At 38.7% G+C, this 20,497-nt stretch carries 27 protein-coding genes; 21 read left to right on the plus strand and 6 right to left on the minus strand.

Translation table 11 applies throughout. The features are described 5' to 3' along the window. Positions 1-87 precede the first annotated feature (87 nt). Entirely contained in the window at positions 88-933 is an 846-nt protein-coding gene (locus ACE1TI_RS15345; protein WP_375008447.1) for an STAS domain-containing protein, read from the minus strand. A 264-nt stretch (positions 934-1,197) separates the two neighbouring features. Between ACE1TI_RS15345 and ACE1TI_RS15350 the strand changes: the two genes are divergently transcribed. From ACE1TI_RS15350 to ACE1TI_RS15360, 3 genes are all read left to right on the plus strand, one after another. Continuing rightward, on the plus strand, positions 1,198-1,338 hold the full coding sequence (locus tag ACE1TI_RS15350; protein WP_375008448.1) for a hypothetical protein: 141 nt from the start codon (positions 1,198-1,200) through the stop codon (positions 1,336-1,338). Between the two features lie 327 nt (positions 1,339-1,665). Next, positions 1,666-2,511 carry a CAP domain-containing protein gene (locus tag ACE1TI_RS15355; protein ID WP_375008449.1) on the plus strand — a complete coding sequence of 282 codons (846 nt, stop codon included), beginning with the start codon at positions 1,666-1,668 and terminating at the stop codon, positions 2,509-2,511. A 153-nt stretch (positions 2,512-2,664) separates the two neighbouring features. After that, on the plus strand, positions 2,665-3,273 hold the full coding sequence (locus ACE1TI_RS15360) for a nitroreductase family protein (protein ID WP_375008450.1): 609 nt from the start codon (positions 2,665-2,667) through the stop codon (positions 3,271-3,273). A 47-nt stretch (positions 3,274-3,320) separates the two neighbouring features. Here the strand turns inward: ACE1TI_RS15360 and trhA are convergent, their stop codons facing one another. Both trhA and ACE1TI_RS15370 read right to left on the minus strand, forming a co-directional pair. Further along, entirely contained in the window at positions 3,321-3,965 is a 645-nt protein-coding gene (gene trhA, locus ACE1TI_RS15365) for a PAQR family membrane homeostasis protein TrhA (RefSeq protein WP_375008451.1), read from the minus strand. A gap of 188 nt (positions 3,966-4,153) precedes the next feature. Continuing rightward, a complete protein-coding gene (locus ACE1TI_RS15370) occupies positions 4,154-4,462 on the minus strand; it encodes a winged helix-turn-helix transcriptional regulator (protein ID WP_375008452.1) in 309 nt (102 codons plus the stop codon). A gap of 157 nt (positions 4,463-4,619) precedes the next feature. Here ACE1TI_RS15370 and wrbA point away from each other — a divergent pair, with 157 nt between their 5' ends. After that, complete coding sequence (gene wrbA, locus ACE1TI_RS15375) at positions 4,620-5,234, plus strand: NAD(P)H:quinone oxidoreductase (protein WP_375008453.1); 615 nt, start codon at positions 4,620-4,622, stop codon at positions 5,232-5,234. 102 nt (positions 5,235-5,336) lie between these two features. Here the strand turns inward: wrbA and ACE1TI_RS15380 are convergent, their stop codons facing one another. Further along, the gene (locus ACE1TI_RS15380) at positions 5,337-5,924 is read right to left on the minus strand and encodes a cell wall hydrolase (protein ID WP_375008454.1); all 588 of its coding nucleotides are present in this window, start codon (positions 5,922-5,924) and stop codon (positions 5,337-5,339) included. Between the two features lie 319 nt (positions 5,925-6,243). Between ACE1TI_RS15380 and ACE1TI_RS15385 the strand changes: the two genes are divergently transcribed. Beyond that, entirely contained in the window at positions 6,244-6,660 is a 417-nt protein-coding gene (locus tag ACE1TI_RS15385; RefSeq protein WP_375008455.1) for an ATP-binding protein, read from the plus strand. 217 nt (positions 6,661-6,877) lie between these two features. On the opposite strand, the gene ACE1TI_RS15390 is transcribed toward ACE1TI_RS15385, so the two are convergent. Next, positions 6,878-7,570 carry a GerMN domain-containing protein gene (locus tag ACE1TI_RS15390; RefSeq protein WP_375008456.1) on the minus strand — a complete coding sequence of 231 codons (693 nt, stop codon included), beginning with the start codon at positions 7,568-7,570 and terminating at the stop codon, positions 6,878-6,880. A gap of 246 nt (positions 7,571-7,816) precedes the next feature. On the opposite strand from ACE1TI_RS15390, the gene ACE1TI_RS15395 reads away from it, so the two are divergent. From ACE1TI_RS15395 to ACE1TI_RS15425, 7 genes are all read left to right on the plus strand, one after another. Continuing rightward, complete coding sequence (locus ACE1TI_RS15395; RefSeq protein ID WP_375008457.1) at positions 7,817-7,960, plus strand: BH0509 family protein; 144 nt, start codon at positions 7,817-7,819, stop codon at positions 7,958-7,960. A 215-nt stretch (positions 7,961-8,175) separates the two neighbouring features. Beyond that, positions 8,176-8,610 carry a hypothetical protein gene (locus ACE1TI_RS15400; protein ID WP_375008458.1) on the plus strand — a complete coding sequence of 145 codons (435 nt, stop codon included), beginning with the start codon at positions 8,176-8,178 and terminating at the stop codon, positions 8,608-8,610. A gap of 307 nt (positions 8,611-8,917) precedes the next feature. Beyond that, positions 8,918-9,457 carry an RNA polymerase sigma factor SigX gene (locus tag ACE1TI_RS15405; RefSeq protein WP_375008459.1) on the plus strand — a complete coding sequence of 180 codons (540 nt, stop codon included), beginning with the start codon at positions 8,918-8,920 and terminating at the stop codon, positions 9,455-9,457. After that, complete coding sequence (locus tag ACE1TI_RS15410; protein WP_375008460.1) at positions 9,454-10,764, plus strand: hypothetical protein; 1,311 nt, start codon at positions 9,454-9,456, stop codon at positions 10,762-10,764. Before ACE1TI_RS15405 ends, ACE1TI_RS15410 begins: the two co-directional genes overlap by 4 nt. A 112-nt stretch (positions 10,765-10,876) precedes the next feature. Then, complete coding sequence (locus tag ACE1TI_RS15415) at positions 10,877-11,137, plus strand: metal-sensitive transcriptional regulator (RefSeq protein ID WP_375008461.1); 261 nt, start codon at positions 10,877-10,879, stop codon at positions 11,135-11,137. A 21-nt stretch (positions 11,138-11,158) separates the two neighbouring features. Next, a complete protein-coding gene (locus ACE1TI_RS15420) occupies positions 11,159-11,347 on the plus strand; it encodes a hypothetical protein (RefSeq protein WP_375008462.1) in 189 nt (62 codons plus the stop codon). A gap of 24 nt (positions 11,348-11,371) precedes the next feature. Further along, on the plus strand, positions 11,372-11,677 hold the full coding sequence (locus ACE1TI_RS15425; protein WP_375008463.1) for a hypothetical protein: 306 nt from the start codon (positions 11,372-11,374) through the stop codon (positions 11,675-11,677). 24 nt (positions 11,678-11,701) lie between these two features. Here the strand turns inward: ACE1TI_RS15425 and ACE1TI_RS15430 are convergent, their stop codons facing one another. Then, a complete protein-coding gene (locus tag ACE1TI_RS15430; protein ID WP_375008464.1) occupies positions 11,702-12,472 on the minus strand; it encodes a rhomboid family intramembrane serine protease in 771 nt (256 codons plus the stop codon). A gap of 131 nt (positions 12,473-12,603) precedes the next feature. Between ACE1TI_RS15430 and acpS the strand changes: the two genes are divergently transcribed. From acpS to ACE1TI_RS15475, 9 genes are all read left to right on the plus strand, one after another. Beyond that, positions 12,604-12,963 (plus strand): holo-ACP synthase, encoded by a 360-nt coding sequence (gene acpS, locus ACE1TI_RS15435; protein WP_375008481.1) that lies wholly within the window; start codon positions 12,604-12,606, stop codon positions 12,961-12,963. A gap of 65 nt (positions 12,964-13,028) precedes the next feature. Then, positions 13,029-14,567, plus strand: coding sequence for an NAD(P)H-hydrate dehydratase (locus ACE1TI_RS15440; RefSeq protein ID WP_375008465.1), 1,539 nt, complete (start codon positions 13,029-13,031; stop codon positions 14,565-14,567). A gap of 48 nt (positions 14,568-14,615) precedes the next feature. After that, positions 14,616-15,683: a LolA family protein gene (locus ACE1TI_RS15445; protein WP_375008466.1), complete on the plus strand. Its 1,068-nt coding sequence runs from the start codon at positions 14,616-14,618 to the stop codon at positions 15,681-15,683. Positions 15,684-15,789: 106 nt separating this feature from the next. Beyond that, complete coding sequence (alr, locus tag ACE1TI_RS15450; RefSeq protein WP_375008467.1) at positions 15,790-16,929, plus strand: alanine racemase; 1,140 nt, start codon at positions 15,790-15,792, stop codon at positions 16,927-16,929. A 158-nt stretch (positions 16,930-17,087) separates the two neighbouring features. Next, positions 17,088-17,369, plus strand: coding sequence for a CopG family ribbon-helix-helix protein (locus ACE1TI_RS15455; RefSeq protein WP_375008468.1), 282 nt, complete (start codon positions 17,088-17,090; stop codon positions 17,367-17,369). A 330-nt stretch (positions 17,370-17,699) separates the two neighbouring features. Continuing rightward, a complete protein-coding gene (locus ACE1TI_RS15460) occupies positions 17,700-18,521 on the plus strand; it encodes an RsbT co-antagonist protein RsbRA (RefSeq protein WP_375008469.1) in 822 nt (273 codons plus the stop codon). Positions 18,522-18,557: 36 nt separating this feature from the next. Further along, on the plus strand, positions 18,558-18,914 hold the full coding sequence (locus ACE1TI_RS15465) for an STAS domain-containing protein (RefSeq protein ID WP_375008470.1): 357 nt from the start codon (positions 18,558-18,560) through the stop codon (positions 18,912-18,914). A 2-nt stretch (positions 18,915-18,916) separates the two neighbouring features. Beyond that, complete coding sequence (locus ACE1TI_RS15470; protein WP_375008471.1) at positions 18,917-19,330, plus strand: anti-sigma regulatory factor; 414 nt, start codon at positions 18,917-18,919, stop codon at positions 19,328-19,330. Between the two features lie 34 nt (positions 19,331-19,364). Continuing rightward, positions 19,365-20,357: a PP2C family protein-serine/threonine phosphatase gene (locus ACE1TI_RS15475; protein ID WP_375008482.1), complete on the plus strand. Its 993-nt coding sequence runs from the start codon at positions 19,365-19,367 to the stop codon at positions 20,355-20,357. The last annotated feature ends 140 nt before the right edge of the window (positions 20,358-20,497 follow it).

Below are 20,497 nucleotides of genomic sequence, written 5' to 3' on the forward strand. Positions count from 1 at the left end.
ATCACTTTCAACCCTTTCATCATAAACGATTCACCGCTTATACACAAATAAATCTGTCAGCTGGAGCCGACAGATTTAAATGGGTTTTTATGCATACGCTGAATGCTGCAGAAGAGCTTGTTCTAATGTTAAAAACTTAGCAACATGTTTAAAGGATATTCCTAGTTGAACAATCGTTTGGGAAAGTTCCGGTCTCATACCGGAAATGCTTGCATCGATTCCTAACAGCTGCAGCGCATCAATTAGTTGATTTAAGTGCTGAGCAAACCATGTGTTAATTGTATTAATGCCAGATAAATCAATAATAATATAAGATAACTCTAATTCAGTGGCTCTCTCTAACGTTCTCTTTTGTAAGAACTCCGAACGATCATCATCCATGTCCCCAATAAGCGGCAGAACGGCTGTACCTTGTTTTATTGGCACAACTGGAACAGAAATTTCTTGCATTTGTGACTTTGCATGTTCTAACTCAACAATATGCTGATGTAAAAAAGTATGGCTGAATGCATAAGTTGCTTGATCAAGCAGTGTTTCAAATTTACTGTAAATAAAAAAAGAGTTATGAAGAGGAAGCTCATCTTCTAGACAATGTTGTTCAATTACTTCGGTTAGTATTTCTCTATAAAAAGGGAGTATAAGTAAAGCAGTCGAGAGATTAACATTGTTTTTAATACAATAGTCTGCTACTTTTTCTCCCCATGATTTGATTTCAGCTTTTAAACTTTCAGATTCCGCCAGGGAGTTTATTACTCCTTCACCAATAGTTGCGAAAAGTTCTTCTCTTAAGCTGATAACATAATCGTTATTCTTTGCAAACCGTAAGCGAGAATCGTTATTTTGAAGTTGATCCATTCTCTCACTCAATATCGCTTTGTTTTTTAAAAGATACTCTCCGATATTTAGAATTGTTTGTGGTTTGCGGTGGTCCATTAATATTCAACCCCTCATTCTTTTAAATGGTATGTAAGAGATAGAGATGGAAATCTAAAAAATAATACCCTATTTTGATATTTATAAAACATTTTATACCTCTTTTCTTTTAAAAAAATTTATTACAATATGTGAAGGTTATAAAAAATTCTATAAATTGGAAAAATTAGCTTTTGAATAGAAATTCTTGTGGTAAAGTTACACTAAAGCAAGAGATGGACACAAAATGTTCATGCTCTTCCACTTAAAAAGGAGGAATTTTAAATGAGTAAAAAATTGCTTTATTCTTTGTTGACTGGAGTATTAGCTACGAGTGTGCTAGCAGCTTGCGGTGATGTGGAAGAGGATCCCGCTATGGAAGAAGACGGCGGCATGGAAGAAGATGCTGGTATCGGCGAAGGTTAATATTAATGATTTTAAAAGCGCTTCCTGTATTCAGAGAGGGAGCGCTTTTTTGTTGTTTTGGTGATTTATAATATTGCGCATGGATTCCGTTTTTATTACGTTTTTATTACAATAACAGAGAAAAAAGTTGGTGTTTGACTAAGGTTAGAAAGGTTTTAGACAGAATGCTATTCAAATATTCATATTTTACGTTCCAGCATCTAACAATAAACTAGCAATATACAGGTCCAAAGTATGAAAGAAAAGTTTATCAGGTAATTCCAACATATTCCCTGCCCCTTTCGCAGATTCATAGATATGTCATAATGAATAGCGGAGGTGTTGAATATGAAAAAAATCATTCTATCACTTGCCGTACTTATTGCATTTCCAGCGGCAGTGTACGGTCAAGAAAGTCAACCCGTGGAGTCAGGAGACGCTTTCGCAAAAATAGCTGAAAAGTGTAACTTGACTGAGAACGAATTATTTAATGCTATTCCGGAATTAGAAGAATCAGATATTTTTAATATAATTGAAGAATTTGAAGTTCCGGGAGAGGTAACAGAACAACCGGATGCTGGTGAAGCGGCATCGGAAGAAGAAGCTCCAGCTTCTGAAGAGGAAGCAGGACAAGAAGAGGCTCCGGCTGCTGAAGAGCAAGCAGGAGAGGAAGAAGCTCCGGCTGCTGAAGAAGAGGCAGTACAGGAAGAAGCTCCAGCTGCTGAAGAGCAAGCAGCAGAGGAACAAGCTCCTGCAAATGAAGAAGCAGCAGAGCAGGAAACAGCAAATGATGAAGAAGCTGCTAGTGAAAGTGAATTCGAACAAGAAGTTATCCGTTTAACAAATGAGGAAAGAGAAAAGCAGGGTCTAGAACCGCTTGAGTCTTACAGTGAGCTTTCTGATGTGGCTAGAGACAAGTCTGAAGATATGAGAGACGCTGGATACTTTTCTCATAACAGCCCGAATTACGGCAGTCCATTTGATATGATGGACACATATGGAATTGAGTACCAAGGTGCTGGAGAAAACATTGCTGCAGGACAGCAATCTCCTGAACAGGTAGTAGAAGGATGGATGAATTCTGAAGGGCACCGTGAAAATATTCTAAACGCCGACTTCACTCACATTGGTGTAGGCCATGCGGAAGGCGGAAGCTACGGTAACTACTGGACACAAATGTTTGTTACAAAGTAAATGAGTGCACAGTTAGTTATGAGCCTAATGAGAGCAGCAAGCGAATCAAACGTTTGCTGCTCTTCTCTTTGGATTTAAAGCAGATCAATTGAAACAATGGAGGATTCGTGAGAGTATAGATTGCGGATAATAAGGACAAGGAGTGATAACACCATGACTACTATTGAATTAATGAAAGAACGTCATTCTGTTCGTAAATATGACGAATATATAATGCCGGAAGAAGATTTACATGAAATCATAGAAGCTGCAACCCAAGCACCTTCGTCCTGGAACCTTCAGCATTGGAGGTTTTTAGCTGTGCAATCGGATGAGAAAAAGCAACAACTGCTGCCGATTGCCTACAATCAGCAGCAAGTTCAAGACAGCTCGGTTACCATCGCAGTTTTAGGGGATAAGGAAGCAAATCAAGCTGCCGATGCTGTGTTTGAAGAGTCAGTGAAAAATGAAACGATGACAGAAGAAATTAAGAATCAAATTGTAGCGAACATTCATGGAGCTTACGAGCAAGTAGGATTTGCTCATAATGAAGCTTTAATTAATGCTTCATTAGCTGCTATGCAGCTAATGCTTGCTGCAAAAGAGAAAGGCTATGACTCCGTACCAATGGGCGGCTTTGATAGAGAAAAATTTAAGGAAGCATTCAATATTCCAGACCGCTACATTCCTGTAATGTTAATATCCATTGGTAAAGGAAATGGGAAAGTTCGAAAATCATTCCGCTTTCCAGTAGAGGATGTTCTTATTAATGAATCCTTTTAATATCAAAACCCTCCCGCTGTAAAATTCGGGAGGGTTTTCTATTGGAATCATAATGGCAGCACATAAAGAAATATAGCAAAGAAATGCATAATGGAACCGCCCAGCACAAATACATGCCAAACTGCGTGATGATAAGGAAAATGCCTCCATACATAAAATATAGTACCAATGGTGTAAAGCAAGCCTCCTCCTACAAGAAAGGCAACACCGCCGGTAGGTAAAACCGATGTCAATGGCTGCCAGGCAAAGATTATAATCCAACCCATCAGAATGTAGAAAAGAGTAGATAAAAACATGAACTTTTTAACAAAAAAAGCCTTGAACCCAATTCCTAAGAAAGCAATTCCCCAAACAACTCCAAATAGTGTCCAGCTTAATGCCCCTTCTAAAACGTGAAATAAAAAAGGAGTGTACGTGCCGGCAATAAATAAATAAATGGAGGCGTGATCAAAAATTTCGAACAGATCTTTCACTTTTCCTTTTTTAAAACTGTGCAGCAGGGTTGAGGAAACATAAAGCAATAACATTGTAGCACCATAAATAGATACACTAACTATGTGAAATGGAGTGGCATGAAGGCTTGCAAATATGACGAGAAGGATGATAGCTGCAATGCTTAATATGATGCCGACAGCATGAGTAGCCGCGTTTGCTATTTCTTCTCGGCGGGAAAACGTGTGTACAACAGCCATAAAATTATTCTTCCTTTCTTCAAGTGGTCAGAAAGTATATAACTTCCAAGCCCTGCTTTGGTCTTTGGTGAGTATCAGAGAAAAAATGCAAGCTTAACTCTGCACACAATAAGTGTATCAGCAGGTCTCTTTAACAGTTCTTACTTTGTATTTTGAATGGAACCAGGTTTGGTAAACCCAGATCCCGTTTACATCCATTTTTCACCCCATCCTTGAATAGATTCAATTACTGGAGCCAGATCTTTTCCCTTTTTGGTCAGGCTGTACTCAATGCGTACCGGTTTTTCAGGAAATACACTGCGTTCAACAACGTCGTTTTCCTCTAATTCTTTCATGCGTTCTGTTAAAATTCTATCGCTCATTTCTGGAATTTGTGCTTTTATATCTTTAAATCTTTTTGGTCCGCCTAATAGTACGCGAATGATGAGGCCAGTCCATTTCTTACCAAGCAGTTCTATAGCCGCTTCGTATTTGGGACACATCTTTGTATAATCCATTATCCTCACCTCTTCTATAGATTTATTCTAACACATTCTTAATGTTTATCGGAACAGGGAGAAGGGAACCATACTTTATAATACTTGACAAAAGTAAGTGAAAAAATTATTATTTATTTATAGTTACTTTAAAAAAATAAGTATACGAGGTGATATTGTGGCAAAAATTTTAATTCCGTACTATAGTGCATATGGTCATATCTTTGAAATGGCAAAAGAAGTAGCAAAAGGTGCAGAGCAAGCAGGAGCAGAAGTGAAAATAGTGAAAATCCCTGAATTTGAAGCTGCGCGCCAAGCTATGTCCGGCCAGGAGCCTTACGTTCAAGCCCAGGACGCCCAAAAAGATATTCCAGAAGCTACCCATGATGATTTGAAATGGGCAGATGGTATTATTTGGGGAGTACCGACACGTTACGGGAATATGCCTGCTCAAATGAAACAATTTCTTGATACAGCTGGTGCATTATGGATGAATGGTGAACTGGAAGGTAAAGCAACAGCTATCTTTACAAGCACAGGTTCCATTCATGGCGGACAGGAAACTACCGCTATTACTACACTGGTGCCACTCTTGCACTTTGGGCTTATTTATGTTGGTCTGCCTTATGGTGAAAATCAAGAAATGCTTACAACAGATGGTATTGGGGGATCTCCATACGCTGCTTCTACGGTTGCTGGCCCAGACGGCTCCAATCAGCCAGATGAGAGAGAATTTACAATGGCAGGACGTCTCGGAGCTCGGGTAGCAAACGTTGCTGGAAAACTCAGTTAGTAAATTAAGAAAAAACCTGCTTCAGGTATGATAGATAAATACCATGAAGCAGGTTTTGCTTTTGTGAGATAAGAAAGCATATATTTTGCGCTTGATGTCTAGCTATTTAGCAAAAACATGGTTCCCGATGACAGAAGTGGTTTCTCTCGTGGAAATCCAATGATTTGAAGCGATAGAAGGATTGTAGAAGAAAAGGGAACCACTGCCCTGTCCTTCGAAAGCAAGCGCTTCTTTAACAGCCTTTTTAGATTCTTCATCTGCAGGCTGATTAATAGATCCGTCTGAAACCGGGCTGAATGTAGGATTTCCGGTTGGAGAGACCTCATAAATAACTTCTTTAATGCTGTCTGGAAATTCATCGCTTTTTACTCTATTTAATACAACGGTAGCTACTGCTACTTTTCCTGCATAAGACTCGCCTTCAGCTTCTGCGCTTACAATTCTCTCTAGTAAATCCCTTTCTTGAGTAGAAATACTTTCTGGAATCTTAAGCTGTTCTCCTTCGTTAACATGTAGAGAATCTTTTTGATTTATTTCTTTTAACTCTAATACAGACACTCCATGTTCCATTCCAATAGACCAAAGCGTTTCACCGCTTTTTACTGTATATGCTTCGGAAGCCTCTGCTGTAGCAGTAAAAGTAAATAAAGCAGCAAGAGCAGCACCGATAAATTTAAACTTCTTAAACAATGTCAATAACCTCCTAAATGAAAATTTTCACAAAGTAAGAATACCAATAGGGAGTTAGTATTTCTGCAGGAAATAGAAACCAATAAACATAAACCACACGAGAGCCCTTATTAAATAAGGGGTTAACAGTTTTATTAAAATAAAGTAACAAATATTAAAATGATGTAATATACCCTAATACTTTGGTATTATTGAAGTATTATGTATTTTGTTCACTTATTTTCCAATATATCGTTAGATTGTTTTTGGTAAAATCATCACGAATATTGAACTATAATACAAAGGATAAATCCCAAAGTGAAGAAAGGAAGATTGAAGCTTGGGAATACACTATGACAGCTATATTGTTCAGAAGGTAAATGAATACCATTCAGCGCGGGAAAAAATAAAACAATGGCTTCAACTTCTGCAAACGGATGAACAATTTTTCTTTGAGGTTGCTGTAAATGAAGCTTTAAATAACGCTCTTTACCATGGAAATGAGGAAGAAGAGGTACATGTTAGAATACTTTTTCAAGCTGATAAAGAGAAACTAACAGTGTCTATAGAGGATAACGGAATAGGCATTACAGAAGAAGGAGAAATATTATATGAACAAAAATCTGATAATGTCTTTAAAGAAGCTGCTGACACTCTGAGGGAATCAGGACGTGGTATAGCTATTATGAAGGAATGCAGTGATCAATTAATTTTAGAGGAAGGCGGACGTTGTGTGACGCTGGTGAAAAATATTTAAAAGACAGCTGTTTACAGAGAACAGCTGTCTTTTTGATTGTTTAGGAAATTATATTTTTAAGAATTCTGGCTAACTATCTCTATTTTATTTGATCCGCGTTTAGCTTCAGCGCCCAGCCTCTCGGAGGCCCACACGAAATGGGTTAGTTCGGCGTTGTCACAGGAATTGACGAACTTAGCCGAACGTCATTTAAAACAGGGACTTCCGCTTTTGTTATTTATTCAATCGATTCATAATCAGCAGGGTTCTCAGAAGAGATTGGTTCGGTAGCATCCATATGTCCAAATAAAGAGGATTCCTCTTCTCCTTCGATCAGGATTTTGGTTTGATCATAACCAAACTGTTCCATGATTAAAGCGATTTGTTCTGTTATTGCCATTTCAGCACTAGAACCCGCATTAGCATCTAAAAACGATTCAGAGAAAGATACTTCTGCTGTTCCGTCTTTCCCTTCCACGGATTGCACTTCTACATCATCTCCTTCAAAAGGAGATGCAAGTTCCTCATGCTCCGGTCCATTTAACCAGGCTTGAAGAGCAGCGGCAGGAATCTCGTCTTCAGAATCGGCTTCTACTTCTTGCACTTCTTTATATGTTTCAAGGAGTTGTTCATCGGAAAAGTACAGCGTTACATTTTCTGTAACGGTTTCTTCTTCCACAGAATTTGCTTCCGTATTTTTTTCTTCCTCTTCTGCTGCTGTATCATTTTCTTCTTGGTTTTCTTCTGGATTTTCGTCTTCTTCTGTACTTTCTTTATTGTCCTCTGTCTCTTCTTCTGTTTCATTCGTTTCTTCTTCTTCCACATCTCCACCAGTTTCTAATTCTTCATCGGTCTCTTCTCCTTGTCCGCAAGCTGCGAGGACCCCAAGGCTTAATAAAACTGTAAGTAAAAAATTCAGTGTGCGTTTCATGATTTTCCCCTTTCTATATGTGTAAATCCATCTGCTTCATAGACGTTATGTATAAAGAAACAGTTACAAAAATTGTATAAAAAGTAGAAAAAGTTGTCAAAGGTCTTTCCTCCTCTGTCTTTCTTATTGGCTCTGCTTCACAAAAAAATAAATTTTTCTGAAAATAAAGTTGACGAGGATCGTACTCTGTTATACAATACATTTAAATAAATTAACTGTATTAATACAGAAAGGGTGCGAGGAGTTATGAAAAGAAGAGAAAGGAAAAACATGGTTGCATTTATTTCGAAAGTAAAAGGGACGGAGGAAAAGCATTTATCTACAATGACAGATGAGGATATCGAACATATCTACGAACAAACATATCTAGCTCATGAGAATACCGAATAAAGTTTTAATGAACGGTAGGAGCTGTCTCAAAATCTCTTACATGGTAAACAGCCGGTTTGAAAATAACGACCGGCTGTTTTTCTTGTTGTTTAGGAAATTATGTTTTTACAAGTTGTGGATAACTATCTCCATATTGTTTGATCCGCGTCTAGCTTCAGCCCCCAGCCTCTCGGGGTTAAATAACCTCCAGTCATGAAAGGCAAAGAGCGCCTTTAGTGACTGGAGAACATTTACCTGTCGAGGCTGATCAGGGCGATTGCGCTTTTGTTCGTTTTCTCTTTTCCGCAGGCGGTGCGATTACGCTTAATCAGAAAGTTGGCAGTGGCGATCGAAGTGCACCTTCCTTAAGCATAATCTGCCGCAACATCACTAAAAAACAAGTAACTGGGACTTCAACATCTTTTCAAGATCCTTGCTTGATTACTTTGTTTCCTCGCTTTCTCCAACTTTGGTCTTCAAGGCTCTTCCTTGGTAATTGCTTTAACTTTCAATCTCCTGCCTCGGGTTTTAAGATTCTTGCTTTGGCAAAGGAGTCACAGGAGGTACTAATCACGCGAATGCTTCGGAAAAAGAAGATGGGGCTGTCTCTTACTTTCGAGACAACCCTATTTTTATGGTGCAAGGAGAACTTCTCGGAAACATTCATATAATTTCATATATTTTTTCACAGAAGTTCTATCCAAAAATGATATAATACGGTTGTAATGTTATGGCAGGTGATAGGATGAAAAAATTATCAAATAAAGGGCTGCTTGCCTTTATAGTAGCTCTGGTTGTATTATACGGAGTATTGTACTGGGTGTATGCGTTATTTTTGTAAAGGGAGGAAAAAGCTCAACGGTTTAACCGTAAGGGCTTTTCTTTTTGCCTTACATATTTTTCGCATAATAAAATTACATCGGGTGATTTTGTAACACTTTGGAAAGAACTAACGACTAAAGTATGGGAGTGTTAATCGTGCAAGATGAATTTGAACGGTTGTATGAAACCTATCACCACTCTCTTTTTCAATATTTATTTTACATGGTAAGAGACAAAGAAGCAGCTGAAGAACTTGTTCAGGAAGTTTATATTAAAGTTTTTCACTCCTTTCAGTCGTTTGAAGGGAAAAGCAGTGAAAAAACATGGTTGTATTCTATAGCAAGGCACGTAGGCATTGATTGGATTCGAAAACAGAACAGAAAAAAGCGAAAATGGCTTGGGTTAATTGGTCCGCTTTCGAAAGAAGATATAAGGGACCCATCACCTTTGCCCGAAGAAATCGTTTCAGCTAGAGATGAAGTAAGAGAAATTTATGCTGGAATGGAGAACTGCACACCAGATCAGCGCCAAGTTTTAGTGCTGCGCTACGTTGAATCTCTTTCTATAAAAGAAACGGCAGAAATATTAGGCTGGTCTGAAAGCAAGGTGAAAACTACTCAGCATCGTGCGGTGAAAAAACTCAAAGATATACTTGAACAGAAAAAAGGGTTGACAGAAAGGAGGGCAGAACAGTGAAAAAACGTTATTCATCGGATGAGCGGTTAAAGCAAAAGCTACAGCAATTACCTCAGGTACATGACAGCAGATCAAAAGACGAGATATACCAAAATGTTATGAAACATAAGGAAAAAACACCTCGCAAGCCTCAGGCAGGAAAATGGGTTTTTCCTACTCTTTCAGCAGCAGCAGCTGTATTATTGTTGTTAGTGCTTCTTCCAAATATGTCTTCCACTCTGGAGCAATTCTCTTCGAATGAAGAAAGCGTCCCTCAAGAACAGCAGCAAGCTGGAGAAAGCAGTGCAGAAGACACGCAAGAAACGGAAGAAAACGAATCAAATAATAATGAATCCGATTCTTCAGAAGTAATAGAGCGGGAGGAAAATGACGTAAAGATATCAGAAGAGGAAGAAGAACCGGCTGAAGAAACGGAAACAAACGAAGAACCCCCTGTAGAAGTGGGGGAGAAGACTCCCGTATATGAAAATTATGTAACGGCATTAACAAAGGATGATATAGAGCAGGGCGAGAAGGCTGTGACTATTCCTCTGCAGGATTTAGAGACTTCGGTTATTGTACCTATTACCTTTTTAATTAAAGAAAGTCAGGAATCTCTGGAAGCATTCGAAGAATTGACTGAAGTATATACAGGTGAAGACGTTGGATTAGATCCATCTGCCCTCCAAGATATTGACTGGAAGTCTGGAGAAGAAGAGGAAACACCGCTTGAAGCAGAGTTTGAAGAGGAAATGCCTGAAGCAAGCAGCAGTGAAAGCGAAATGATCGTAAAAAGTCTAGAAGAAAGTATGCGTTATTTAGGTGAAAATGAAGTTGTGCTTGAGCATAATGGAGCAGAAGGTGTGGAATTAGGCAATTATGGTGTTTTAGATCATTATACAATCGAACAGGAAAACCGTGGGTATTATGTATACACTACAAATGAAGATATGTCTTTTCTCGTCAGCGGCAATGCAGCGAATATTTCCACCAAGAATGAAGATGGTGAATTATTTACTTTTTTTGAGACGTTGGAACAAATGAAGACTGCTGGAGAAAATAGCAGTGTTGAGGCATCCATCCCACAAGACATGACTATTGAAGATGTAAAGGAAGAAAACGACTTGGCCAGAGTGGTATTTTCTGGAGATAGTCATATCCCTGAAAATGAAAATGGAAGGTTAATGATTGAAGCCGTCCTTTTTGCAGCGGCAGATTTCGGTTTTGAACGTGTGTCGTTTGAAGGAGAGAATCTTGGAGAAGCAGAAGGATACAGTTTAAATGATCCTATAGATGTCCCGGTTGCTCCTAATCAAATCGAACAATAAAAAATCTTTAATGCATTGGTCTTACCTTATGTCGTAAGAAGAGTATTCTTAATGAATAATAAACTGTGTTATTGTATAATACACCAAAAGGTATGTTGGAGGGTGAATCAACTTGGATTACAATGATCAAGTTAAAAATAGATTAAAGCGGATTGAAGGACAAGTTCGCGGAGTTCTCAAAATGATGGAAGAAGGAAAAGAATGTCAGGATATCGTCAGTCAGATGTCTGCTGTAAGAAGTGCATTAGATCGTACAATTGGTGTTGTGGTTAGTGAAAACCTCGAAAAATGTGTAAGAGAGCAGATTGAACGTGGTGAAGATACAGAGGACACTATAAAAGAAGCAGTTAGCTTATTAGTGAAAAGCAGGTAAATATAAAAAGGATGCTCAAAAATGGAGTCTGCTCCGGCTGGAATACCGCTGTTAATGGGACAGGGCGGAAGCCTCACACCTAAAACAGAACTTCTCCAAGTTGTTCTATGGGGAAGTTCTATTTTTGTCGATATATTTTTCTTTATGGCCCCCTTTATTCAACAACATTCGATAGAATATTCTGATATATTAATAATGAATGCTTGTTAAGATTAACGATAATAGGGTGATGTTATGAAGCGAGTGATAAAAAGAAAAACAGATGTTGAGGAAATGATGAATTCCTTTATTTCCTTTGCAGATTATGATGAAAACGGCCAGAAATACTATTTCGTGTTTCAGGATAAGAAACGAGGAGGGCAATGGACTTTAATGAAAACAAAAAATAAATGGTCCATTCATGGAAAAGGAGAAAATTATTGCGATCCGCAAGAAATTTTTTTGACCACGGAGAAAGTTATTCGATTTGCCTGGGAAAACCGAGCAGCTATCAATAACAGAAGAAGAACGCTTTATAACCAGGAGCCTGTCAAAATGTGAAAGGGCTCCTGTTTTTTTACATTGTTAAAAAAGTCTCGAAATAATACCAACAATAACAAGAATCAGAAAGGCCCATCCAACAAAACGGAAAATCGTCCTTGGAGGAAGAAATCGTCGTCTTTTCCACCGGTTTGGGTTAAATGTGATTTCACCCTCGCCAACAGAGGCTCGTGGGTACATATAAAATGGCCGTGCATTTTTTAGAAATAATGGAGCCATGACAGCGCCTGCGATTAAGCCAAATAAGTGAGCTATAATGTTAATTCCTGGATTGATAAAAGTCATTATGACACCAATAACAAGAATAACAGTAATAATTTGGGCGTTTGCTGCATCAATTAAATCTTTGCGGTTAATGACCATATAAAGATAAACACCGAATAGACCAAAGATGGCACCGGAAGCACCAAGATGAGTGTAAAAAGGGCCTGTCAGTAAAAAAGTGGCTATATTCGCTAATATTCCCGTAGTTAAATATACAGTAATAAATTTTGGTTTTCCTAGCATTTTTTCTAAAGCCGGCCCAAATAGAATGAGAGAAAAAGAATTAAATAGGACGTGTCCCATATCCCGGTGAAGAAAAATAGGTGAGATCAGCCGCCAATATTCTCCAGCTGCAACCGATGCGTTATTCCCCACTCCTAGTTGAAACACAGCTATTCCAAATGGTATTAGTCCGTTTGTCCAATAGGATAGGTTCATCCATAAAAACAGGAGAAAATGTATAATAATCAAGCCGGTAATAATAGGATAATTTTTTCTGAAAGAATAAAAGGTTTCATTTCTAATAAACATGTTTACTCTCCTTTTCTCAACAAGCCATGCGGATTGAAGTTGTGGCGAACAGCGTGATACTTTATAATTTTACCATATGGAAAAAGAGAGAGACTAATGACAGCCTGCAGAAGAAGGGTGAAGTAAAAATTATGATTTGCGGCATTGGGTTGGACATTGTTGAATTGGAGAGAATTAAACGTCTTTTAGATAAAAACAGCCGTTTTGAAACAAGAGTTTTGACCCCTAAGGAGAGGGAGCGTTTAAATGATTATGATGGACAAAGAAAGGTAGAATTTGCAGGTGGCCGCTATGCTGCAAAAGAAGCATTTGCTAAAGCAGTAGGCACCGGAATATCCGGGAGGTTTGGATTTCAGGACATAGAAGTAGACTCTGATCATTCGGGAAAACCAGTCATCACAGCTAGAGGAAATAATATGGTTGTTCATGTTGCTATTACTCATAGTAAAGACTATGCCGCAGCCCAGGTGATTTTGGAGGAGAGGTTATGATGGCTTGTTTGCATATCTTTGAAGTTTGTCTCATAGAAATATATTGCGGTTAGGAGGGACCTGCCATGCAAGTGGTCACCGGTGATGAAATCAGGCAGGTAGATCGCTGTGCCATTGAACAAATAGGGATGAAAGAAGAGGTGTTGATGGAAAACGCCGGCAGAGCTGCTGCTCAAGAAGTGGAAAGGTTGTACAAAAATTTAGATCAAAAGAAAATAGCAGTTTTAATCGGGAAAGGCAATAATGGCGGAGATGGATTTGTAATAGCTAGAACTCTTTTAGAAAAAGGACGAGATGTAGATGTATGGCTCTTAGCAGAGGAGAATCAATGGGAAGGAGCTGCCCTATCCCATAAACGCTTGTTTGAAGCAACTGGATATGAGGGAAGCAGCTGGTCATCTGCAGAACATTTTTTGGCAAAGGATTACGACATATTCATTGATGCTATGCTGGGAACGGGTATTTCCGGGGAACTGCGTTCTCCTTATAAAGAAGCGGCCACCTGTTTAAATGAAGCAGCTGGTGAAATCATTGCAATTGATATTCCAAGCGGAATACCGGCCGGGGAAGAGGAAGTCCCAAAAAGTGCTGTGAAAGCGGATATTACCATTACGCTTCATGTCCCTAAATGCAGTGCTTTTCTCTACCCAGCCAGAGCATATTACGGTGAAATAAAAATAGTGGATATAGGACTGCCAAATGCCGCATGGAAATCAGTTGAGGTGTCGAAACGAATATGGACAGAATCGGATGTTCGTATAACTTTGCCAAAACGGAAATCTTCTGCTCATAAAGGCGATCATGGAAAAGGGCTTCTTGTTGGAGGATCATTATCTATGCCAGGAGCTCTCAGCATGACAGCATCTGCTTGTATATACAGCGGGGCTGGACTGTTAACGACTGCTCTTCCATCTAGTATTCTTTCTACAATTTCAAGTAATGTACCAGAAACGATGTTTTTGCCTCTTCCGGAAAAAGACGGGGGGATCGCAGGGGAACTTATTGGAACAGATTTTACATTTGAAACTTATGATGCGGTAGCAGCTGGTCCGGGGCTGGGTAGAGAAAAAGGTATAAAAAACCTCGTGCGAAAATTGATCTTGGATGTGAAAGCACCACTTTTGTTAGATGCAGATGCCCTTTATTATTTGCCGGAATTAGCGCAGGAGATAAAACAGCGCAAGGAACCAATTATTTTAACCCCTCATCCAGGAGAAATGGCTCGGCTTACTGGGGTCTCAACAAGTGAAGTAAATAAAAAAAGATTCGACATCTCCCGCCGCTATGCACAAGAATATGGGTGTTACTTGGTTTTAAAAGGCCCGTTCACGATTATCACTACTCCTTATGGAGAACAGTATATAAACACCACGGGCAATGAAGCCTTAGCTCGAGGCGGGACAGGCGATATTTTAACTGGAGTCACACTAGGGCTTTTACTCCAACAAGAAACCATTCTTTCATCTCTTGGTAATGCTGTCTATATGCATGGGCTGACTGCCGATTTAGCTGTAGAGCAAAAGCATACTTCTATTTCAATGGCGTCGTCTGATTTGATTTATCACCTGCCGCTTGCATTTCGTACCATAGTTTCTTCTTTGTAAAGGTTCCCTCCTTTGTCGTTATCTTAAGGACAAAGGAGAAATGATAACGTGCGCAGAATATTTCTGTTAATTATGATGTGTATCGCATTGGTTGGATTACTTTCAGCGTGCGGTGAAAAGTCGCAAGAAGAAGTTGTACAGGATCTTGATAAAAAACTTCAAGATATGACGGGGTATAAAGGAAAGGCATCGATGACTCTAGAAACTGGTGAGGAAGCTAGAACGTATGACGTAGATATTTGGCATATGCAAAATGAAAAAAATAAATATTACAAAGTGCATTTAAAAAACGATAACGAAGAACAAAATCAAATGATAATAAGAAATGATGACGGAGTTTTTGTATTGACGCCAGCTCTTAATAAAAGCTTTCGTTTCCAAAGTGACTGGCCTAATAACAATAGTCAAGTTTACCTTTACGAATCTTTAATCTCAGATATTTTAATGGATGCTGAACGCACTTTTGCTATTCATGAAGGAACCTATGTATTTGAAACAAAAACGAACTATCAAAATAAAAACCTTCATCACCAGGAAATTGTTTTAGATGCCAAATCTCTCGAACCGCGTACGGTAAAAATATATGATGCTGATTATAAATTACTGGTTTCAGTAGAATTTACAGAGTTTAATGAAAGTGCTTCTTTTGATGACAATGACTTTGATACAGAGAAAAATATGACTGCTGCTAAATTAGAAGATGAAGTCCCTGCTTCAGCAGAAGAAGAGGAAAACGAAGACACAGAGGGCGAAGAAAATAAAGAAAATGCTTCGTTTGATGTTGTATATCCTTCTTATGAACCACAAGGATCCTCTTTAGAAGATTCAGAAGAAACAATAACGGAGAACGGACAAAAAGTGGTACTATCCTATAGTGGAGAACAGTCCTTTACCATTGTTGAAAGTTCAGAGCAAGCATTACAAGCATCCGCCAATGTAGATGTAGGCGCAGGTCAACCTGTTGATTTAGGGTTTACGGTTGGAGCTCAAACGGAAGATTCTTTGACATGGCATCACAATGGTGTAGAATTTTTCCTTGCTTCTAACGATCTAAGCCAAGAGGAAATGATGGCTATCGCACGGTCTATGGATTATTCAGGGGAAAATCTTAAATAAAAAAATCAACGTGCCTCAAAAGAATCAGCTCTCTTTTGAGGTTTTCTTTTGTGCTACAATGATTGATAGATATAAATATGGCACGGAGAGCTTAGGAGAAGATAGCATGGCTTTTAAACAAACATCTTTTAGAGATACTTGGGTAGAGGTTAACCTCGATCATATTAAGTATAATGTAGAAAATGCGAAAGCACAATTTAAGCAGAAGATTCATGTTATGGCCGTTGTGAAAGCAGATGGCTATGGGCATGGAGCGGTACAAACAGCTCAAGCTGCTGTCCAAGCAGGAGCAGAGTTTTTAGGGGTAGCTTTATTAGAAGAAGCAATGGAGCTTAGAGAAGCAGGAATACAAACACCAATACTCGTTTTAGGTCGAACCAACCCTAAAGATGCGGAGGTTGCTGCAAAACATAACATTAGATTAACTGTTTATCAGAAAGAGTGGCTGGCTGAAGCGGAAAAAACTGTCTCCCAAACAAGTACATTGAAGGTTCATGTCAAAGTGGATACTGGAATGGGGCGGATTGGTATAGTAGAAAAAGAAGAACTCTCCGAATTTATAAAGGTGTTAAAACAATGTAAGAGGATAAAATCGGAGGGCCTTTTTACTCACTTTGCCACTGCGGATGAAAAAGATGCTTCCTATTATCAGAAGCAATATCAGCGATTTCTGAAGATCCTGAATGAAGTCTCTTCTGATTTAGGGGAACTCACCTATGTCCATTGCGGAAACAGTGCAGCAGGACTTCGTTTTCCTGATGATTGTTTTAATATGTTTCGTTTTGGAATTTCGATGTATGGATTAACTCCTTCAGAAGAAATATTAGATGTACTTCCTTTTTCTTTAAAGCAGGCTTTTTCACTGCATAGTCGTATTGTTCAAATAAAAAAGCTTCCTCCTGGGGAAAGCGTTAGTTATGGAGCAACCTATACTACAACAAAGGAAGAATGGATAGGGACCGTTCCAATCGGTTACGCCGATGGCTGGTATAGATACCACTCTACTCATGGAGGAGAAGTTTTAGTTAATGGTCAAAGAGTTCCTATAGTAGGAAGAATATGCATGGATCAAATGATGATTAAACTTCCGGAATATACACCGGCCGGTACTAAAGTTACACTAATCGGCAATCAAGAAGATAAGTCTATTACCGTTTTAGAAGCCGCTAAACGGCTAAATACAATCACTTATGAAATACCATGTATGATAAGTAAGAGAGTACCGCGTATTTATGTAAAATCATAATTTTATGTCATGCCTCTTCTCAGCAAACAATATGTGGAAGGTTAACAGAGGCTTGATAAAAATTTACATGTAAAACCTACTTTGCAAAATCCATTACTAAATGCTATGATTAAATAAAGTGAACAGAGACAGTAAGGCGTATGCTGGAGGTGTGTGGAGTGTCTCACAAGAGCACAAAGCAAATTAATGTCAGTCTCCCTGAGTATCTGTTGCGTGAACTAGACGGCATTATTGAAAATGATAATGTAAATCGCAACGACTTTATCCATCAGGCTACAGAGTTTTATCTCAAGGAGCGCCAAAAGAAGAAAGTCCGGGAATCTATGCAGCAGGGTTATATGGAAATGGCAAGCATCAATTTGCATATAGCCGCTGAATCTTTTCTTGCAGAAGAAGAAGCAGAACATTCACTTGATAACAGGCTCGTAAGCGGAGTGTGAATGAACTTAATTTATAAGTTGAATACGGGTTTATTTTATTTACTTCCATTTATTTATGCAATTATTTCTATTTTTACGGTTTGAACGAAAGAAAATACAGGCTGAAAAGTTGCTGCATACATGTAGCAACTTTTTTTATCTAAATAACAGAAGGTGTAATATAAGAAAGAGTCGAAAATAGTAAAAAAACATCTATAATTCTTCGATTTGTTTGCGCCTGAACGAAAGTCATGAAATAATACAAATTAAGTGTGTTTATGTATATATACCAATTTAAAGTCTTTTAAACTACATGTTTTAAAAACATAATAGTTCTTGGAGGAATTGTATATGCAGCCATCCATTGTAGAAATGATTTACAGCCAGCGCCAGGAAATAATAGATCGCTGGAAAGAAGAGATTCAAAGTGTCAATGAGAATGAGTTTAGTCGTAGTTTACCCACCGACATGTATAATGAAACGAATCTAGAGTTTGTGCACTTAATTATAGATACATTGGAATTAGAACAGAGCGAGGCAAAAGAGAAACTTCGCCAATTTGCCGAACGATTAATTCATACCGGTTGGCCGCTCAGTTATTTTACACAGGGGATGCAGGCGTTTCGCCGAGTGCTGCTTCAAACAATGACCTCAAAAGACACTGTTAACTCCAAAAAAGTTTTCCACACCTTTTATGAGGTGGAAAGCTGGATTGATGGTATTATTAACCAGCTCGTGGATGAGTATTCCGGCTCTTGGGAAAATACATTATACCTCCAAAAATTGGCACTAAAAGAATTATCCGCTCCTTTAATCCCTGTATTTGAGAAGATAAGTGTGATGCCATTGATTGGCACAATAGATACGGAAAGAGCGAAACTAATTATGGAAAATCTACTTGAAGGTATTATAGAACACCGTTCTCAAGTAGTTTTAATAGATATTACCGGTGTACCAGTGGTGGATACGATGGTTGCTCATCATATTATACAAGCTTCAGAAGCAGTCAGGCTCGTCGGTGCCGAATGTATACTTGTTGGAATTCGTCCTGAAATTGCACAAACAATAGTTAATCTGGGCATTGACCTCGGTAAGTTCCCAACGAGAAGCACCCTTCGAAAAGGGATAGAAACTGGACTCGAGCTGACTCAGCGGAAAATTGTAGACCTTTAAAGTACAGTTTAGTTAAATAGATTGGAGGGGAACGGAATGCGCATTCCAATTCTAAAGCTTCATGATTATCTGCTAATATCGGTTCAAGTAGAGTTAGATGATCAAACAGCACTTCAGTTTCAAGAGGATCTTTTAAATAAAATTCATCAAGAGGGATCTTCCGGAGTGGTTATTGATCTGACTTCAGTGGAGATGATCGATTCCTTTATTGCTAAGGTTCTAGGAGACGTTGTGGAGATGTCTAACTTAATGGGTGCTAGAGTAGTGTTAACTGGTATTCAGCCTGCTGTGGCTATTACTTTAATTGATATGGGGATTATGCTTGATGATGTGCCGACTGCTCTGGATCTTGAACAAGGTCTAGATAAACTTCAACAGGAATTGGAGGGATGAGCATGAGTGTCCAATCCAATGTTGAAGTGCACACAGAATGGGGAATTGTATCGGCTCGTCAAGCTGGGCGGAATTTAGCTAAAGAAATAGGCTTCAGCACTGTAGATCAAGCTAGAATAACGACTGCAATCTCTGAATTAGCACGAAACATTTACTTATATGCCGAAAAAGGTGAAATTATTATAGAGTCAGTAGAAGCAATGCAAAGCACGGGCGTAAAACGCGGAATAAAAATTACTGCGAAAGATAAAGGGCCGGGAATTAAAAATATTCGCCAGGTGATGGAAGACGGTTTTACAACTTCTGGCGGGTTAGGTGCTGGTCTGCCAGGGGTAAAAAGGCTGATGGATGAATTTGATATTGATTCTATTGCGGGTGAAGGTACAGAAATTACTACGATAAAATGGCTCAGCTAAAGGAGGATGAAGGTTGGCGGATTCTTTTAGCTTAATGCAGGAACAATATACAAAAATATTACAAACTTATTTAGAAGAAAAAAATGAAACAGGATTATATCATGCACAGCAATTCAGCAAAAAAGTCCTTGAGAACCAAATTTCTCCAGAAGAAGTAGTGAGTCTTCATGTGGATGCAATAGAAAGATTCTTTCCTGACCTTCCTCAAGGAGCGCTGGATTCGTTTGAATTTCTTCTCGAAGTAATGATGGGTTATGGAATGGCTTATAGAGAACACCAAAGCTTGCGAGATAAACAGAAAGAACTTGAGACGGAGATTAATGTTGCTGCGAATATGCAGCAAACCTTTATGCCTAAAGAAATTCCGAGCGTAAACTCGTTGGATGTCGGCGTGATCAGTGTGCCGGCGTCAAAAATGAGCGGAGATTATTACCATTTTGTTAAAGATGAAAATGACTGCATAGGCGTGGCGATTGCGGATATTATAGGAAAAGGAGTTCCGGCTGCACTGTGTATGTCTATGATTAAATACGCAATGGACAGTCTGCCCGAGCAAAGGCTTCAGCCAGGCGCTCTATTAGAAAATTTAAATCGAGTTGTAGAACAAAATGTAGCGTCTAATATGTTTATAACAATGATGTATGGCTCGTATGATCCGCGTGTCCATCATTTTTATTATTCGGGAGCAGGTCACGAGCCGGGCTTTTATTATAGTCATGAAACAGACAGCTTTGAAGAATTATATGCGAAAGGGTTAGTACTGGGTATTACAAGGGATACATCCTTTCGTGAATATCACAAAAAAGTAGAGCCTGGGGATTTTATTGTTTTGTTATCTGATGGCGTGACAGAATGCAGGACAGATGAAGGCTTTATAGAGAGAGAAGAGCTTACTCGCTTAATTCATCAATACAAACATTTGCCGGCCCAAGAAATAGTTAATAATGTCTTTTATCAACTTGAAAAGCTGCAAGGTTTTCAGCTTCGAGATGATTTTTCCTTAATTATTTTGAGAAGAAAGGTTTAAGTTTTTAATAAACAGGGAAAGAACGGACAGAGAACATAAAGAAAAAATGAAGCGGCCATAGGCCGTCTTCTTTTTTACAGCGTCAAAAGGCAATAAGTCTGGTTTTAAAAGGCTAAAACAAATAGATTTAACTTAAGAGA

This window comes from Alteribacillus sp. JSM 102045, assembly GCF_041949975.1.
GTDB lineage: Bacteria > Bacillota > Bacilli > Bacillales > Marinococcaceae > Alteribacillus.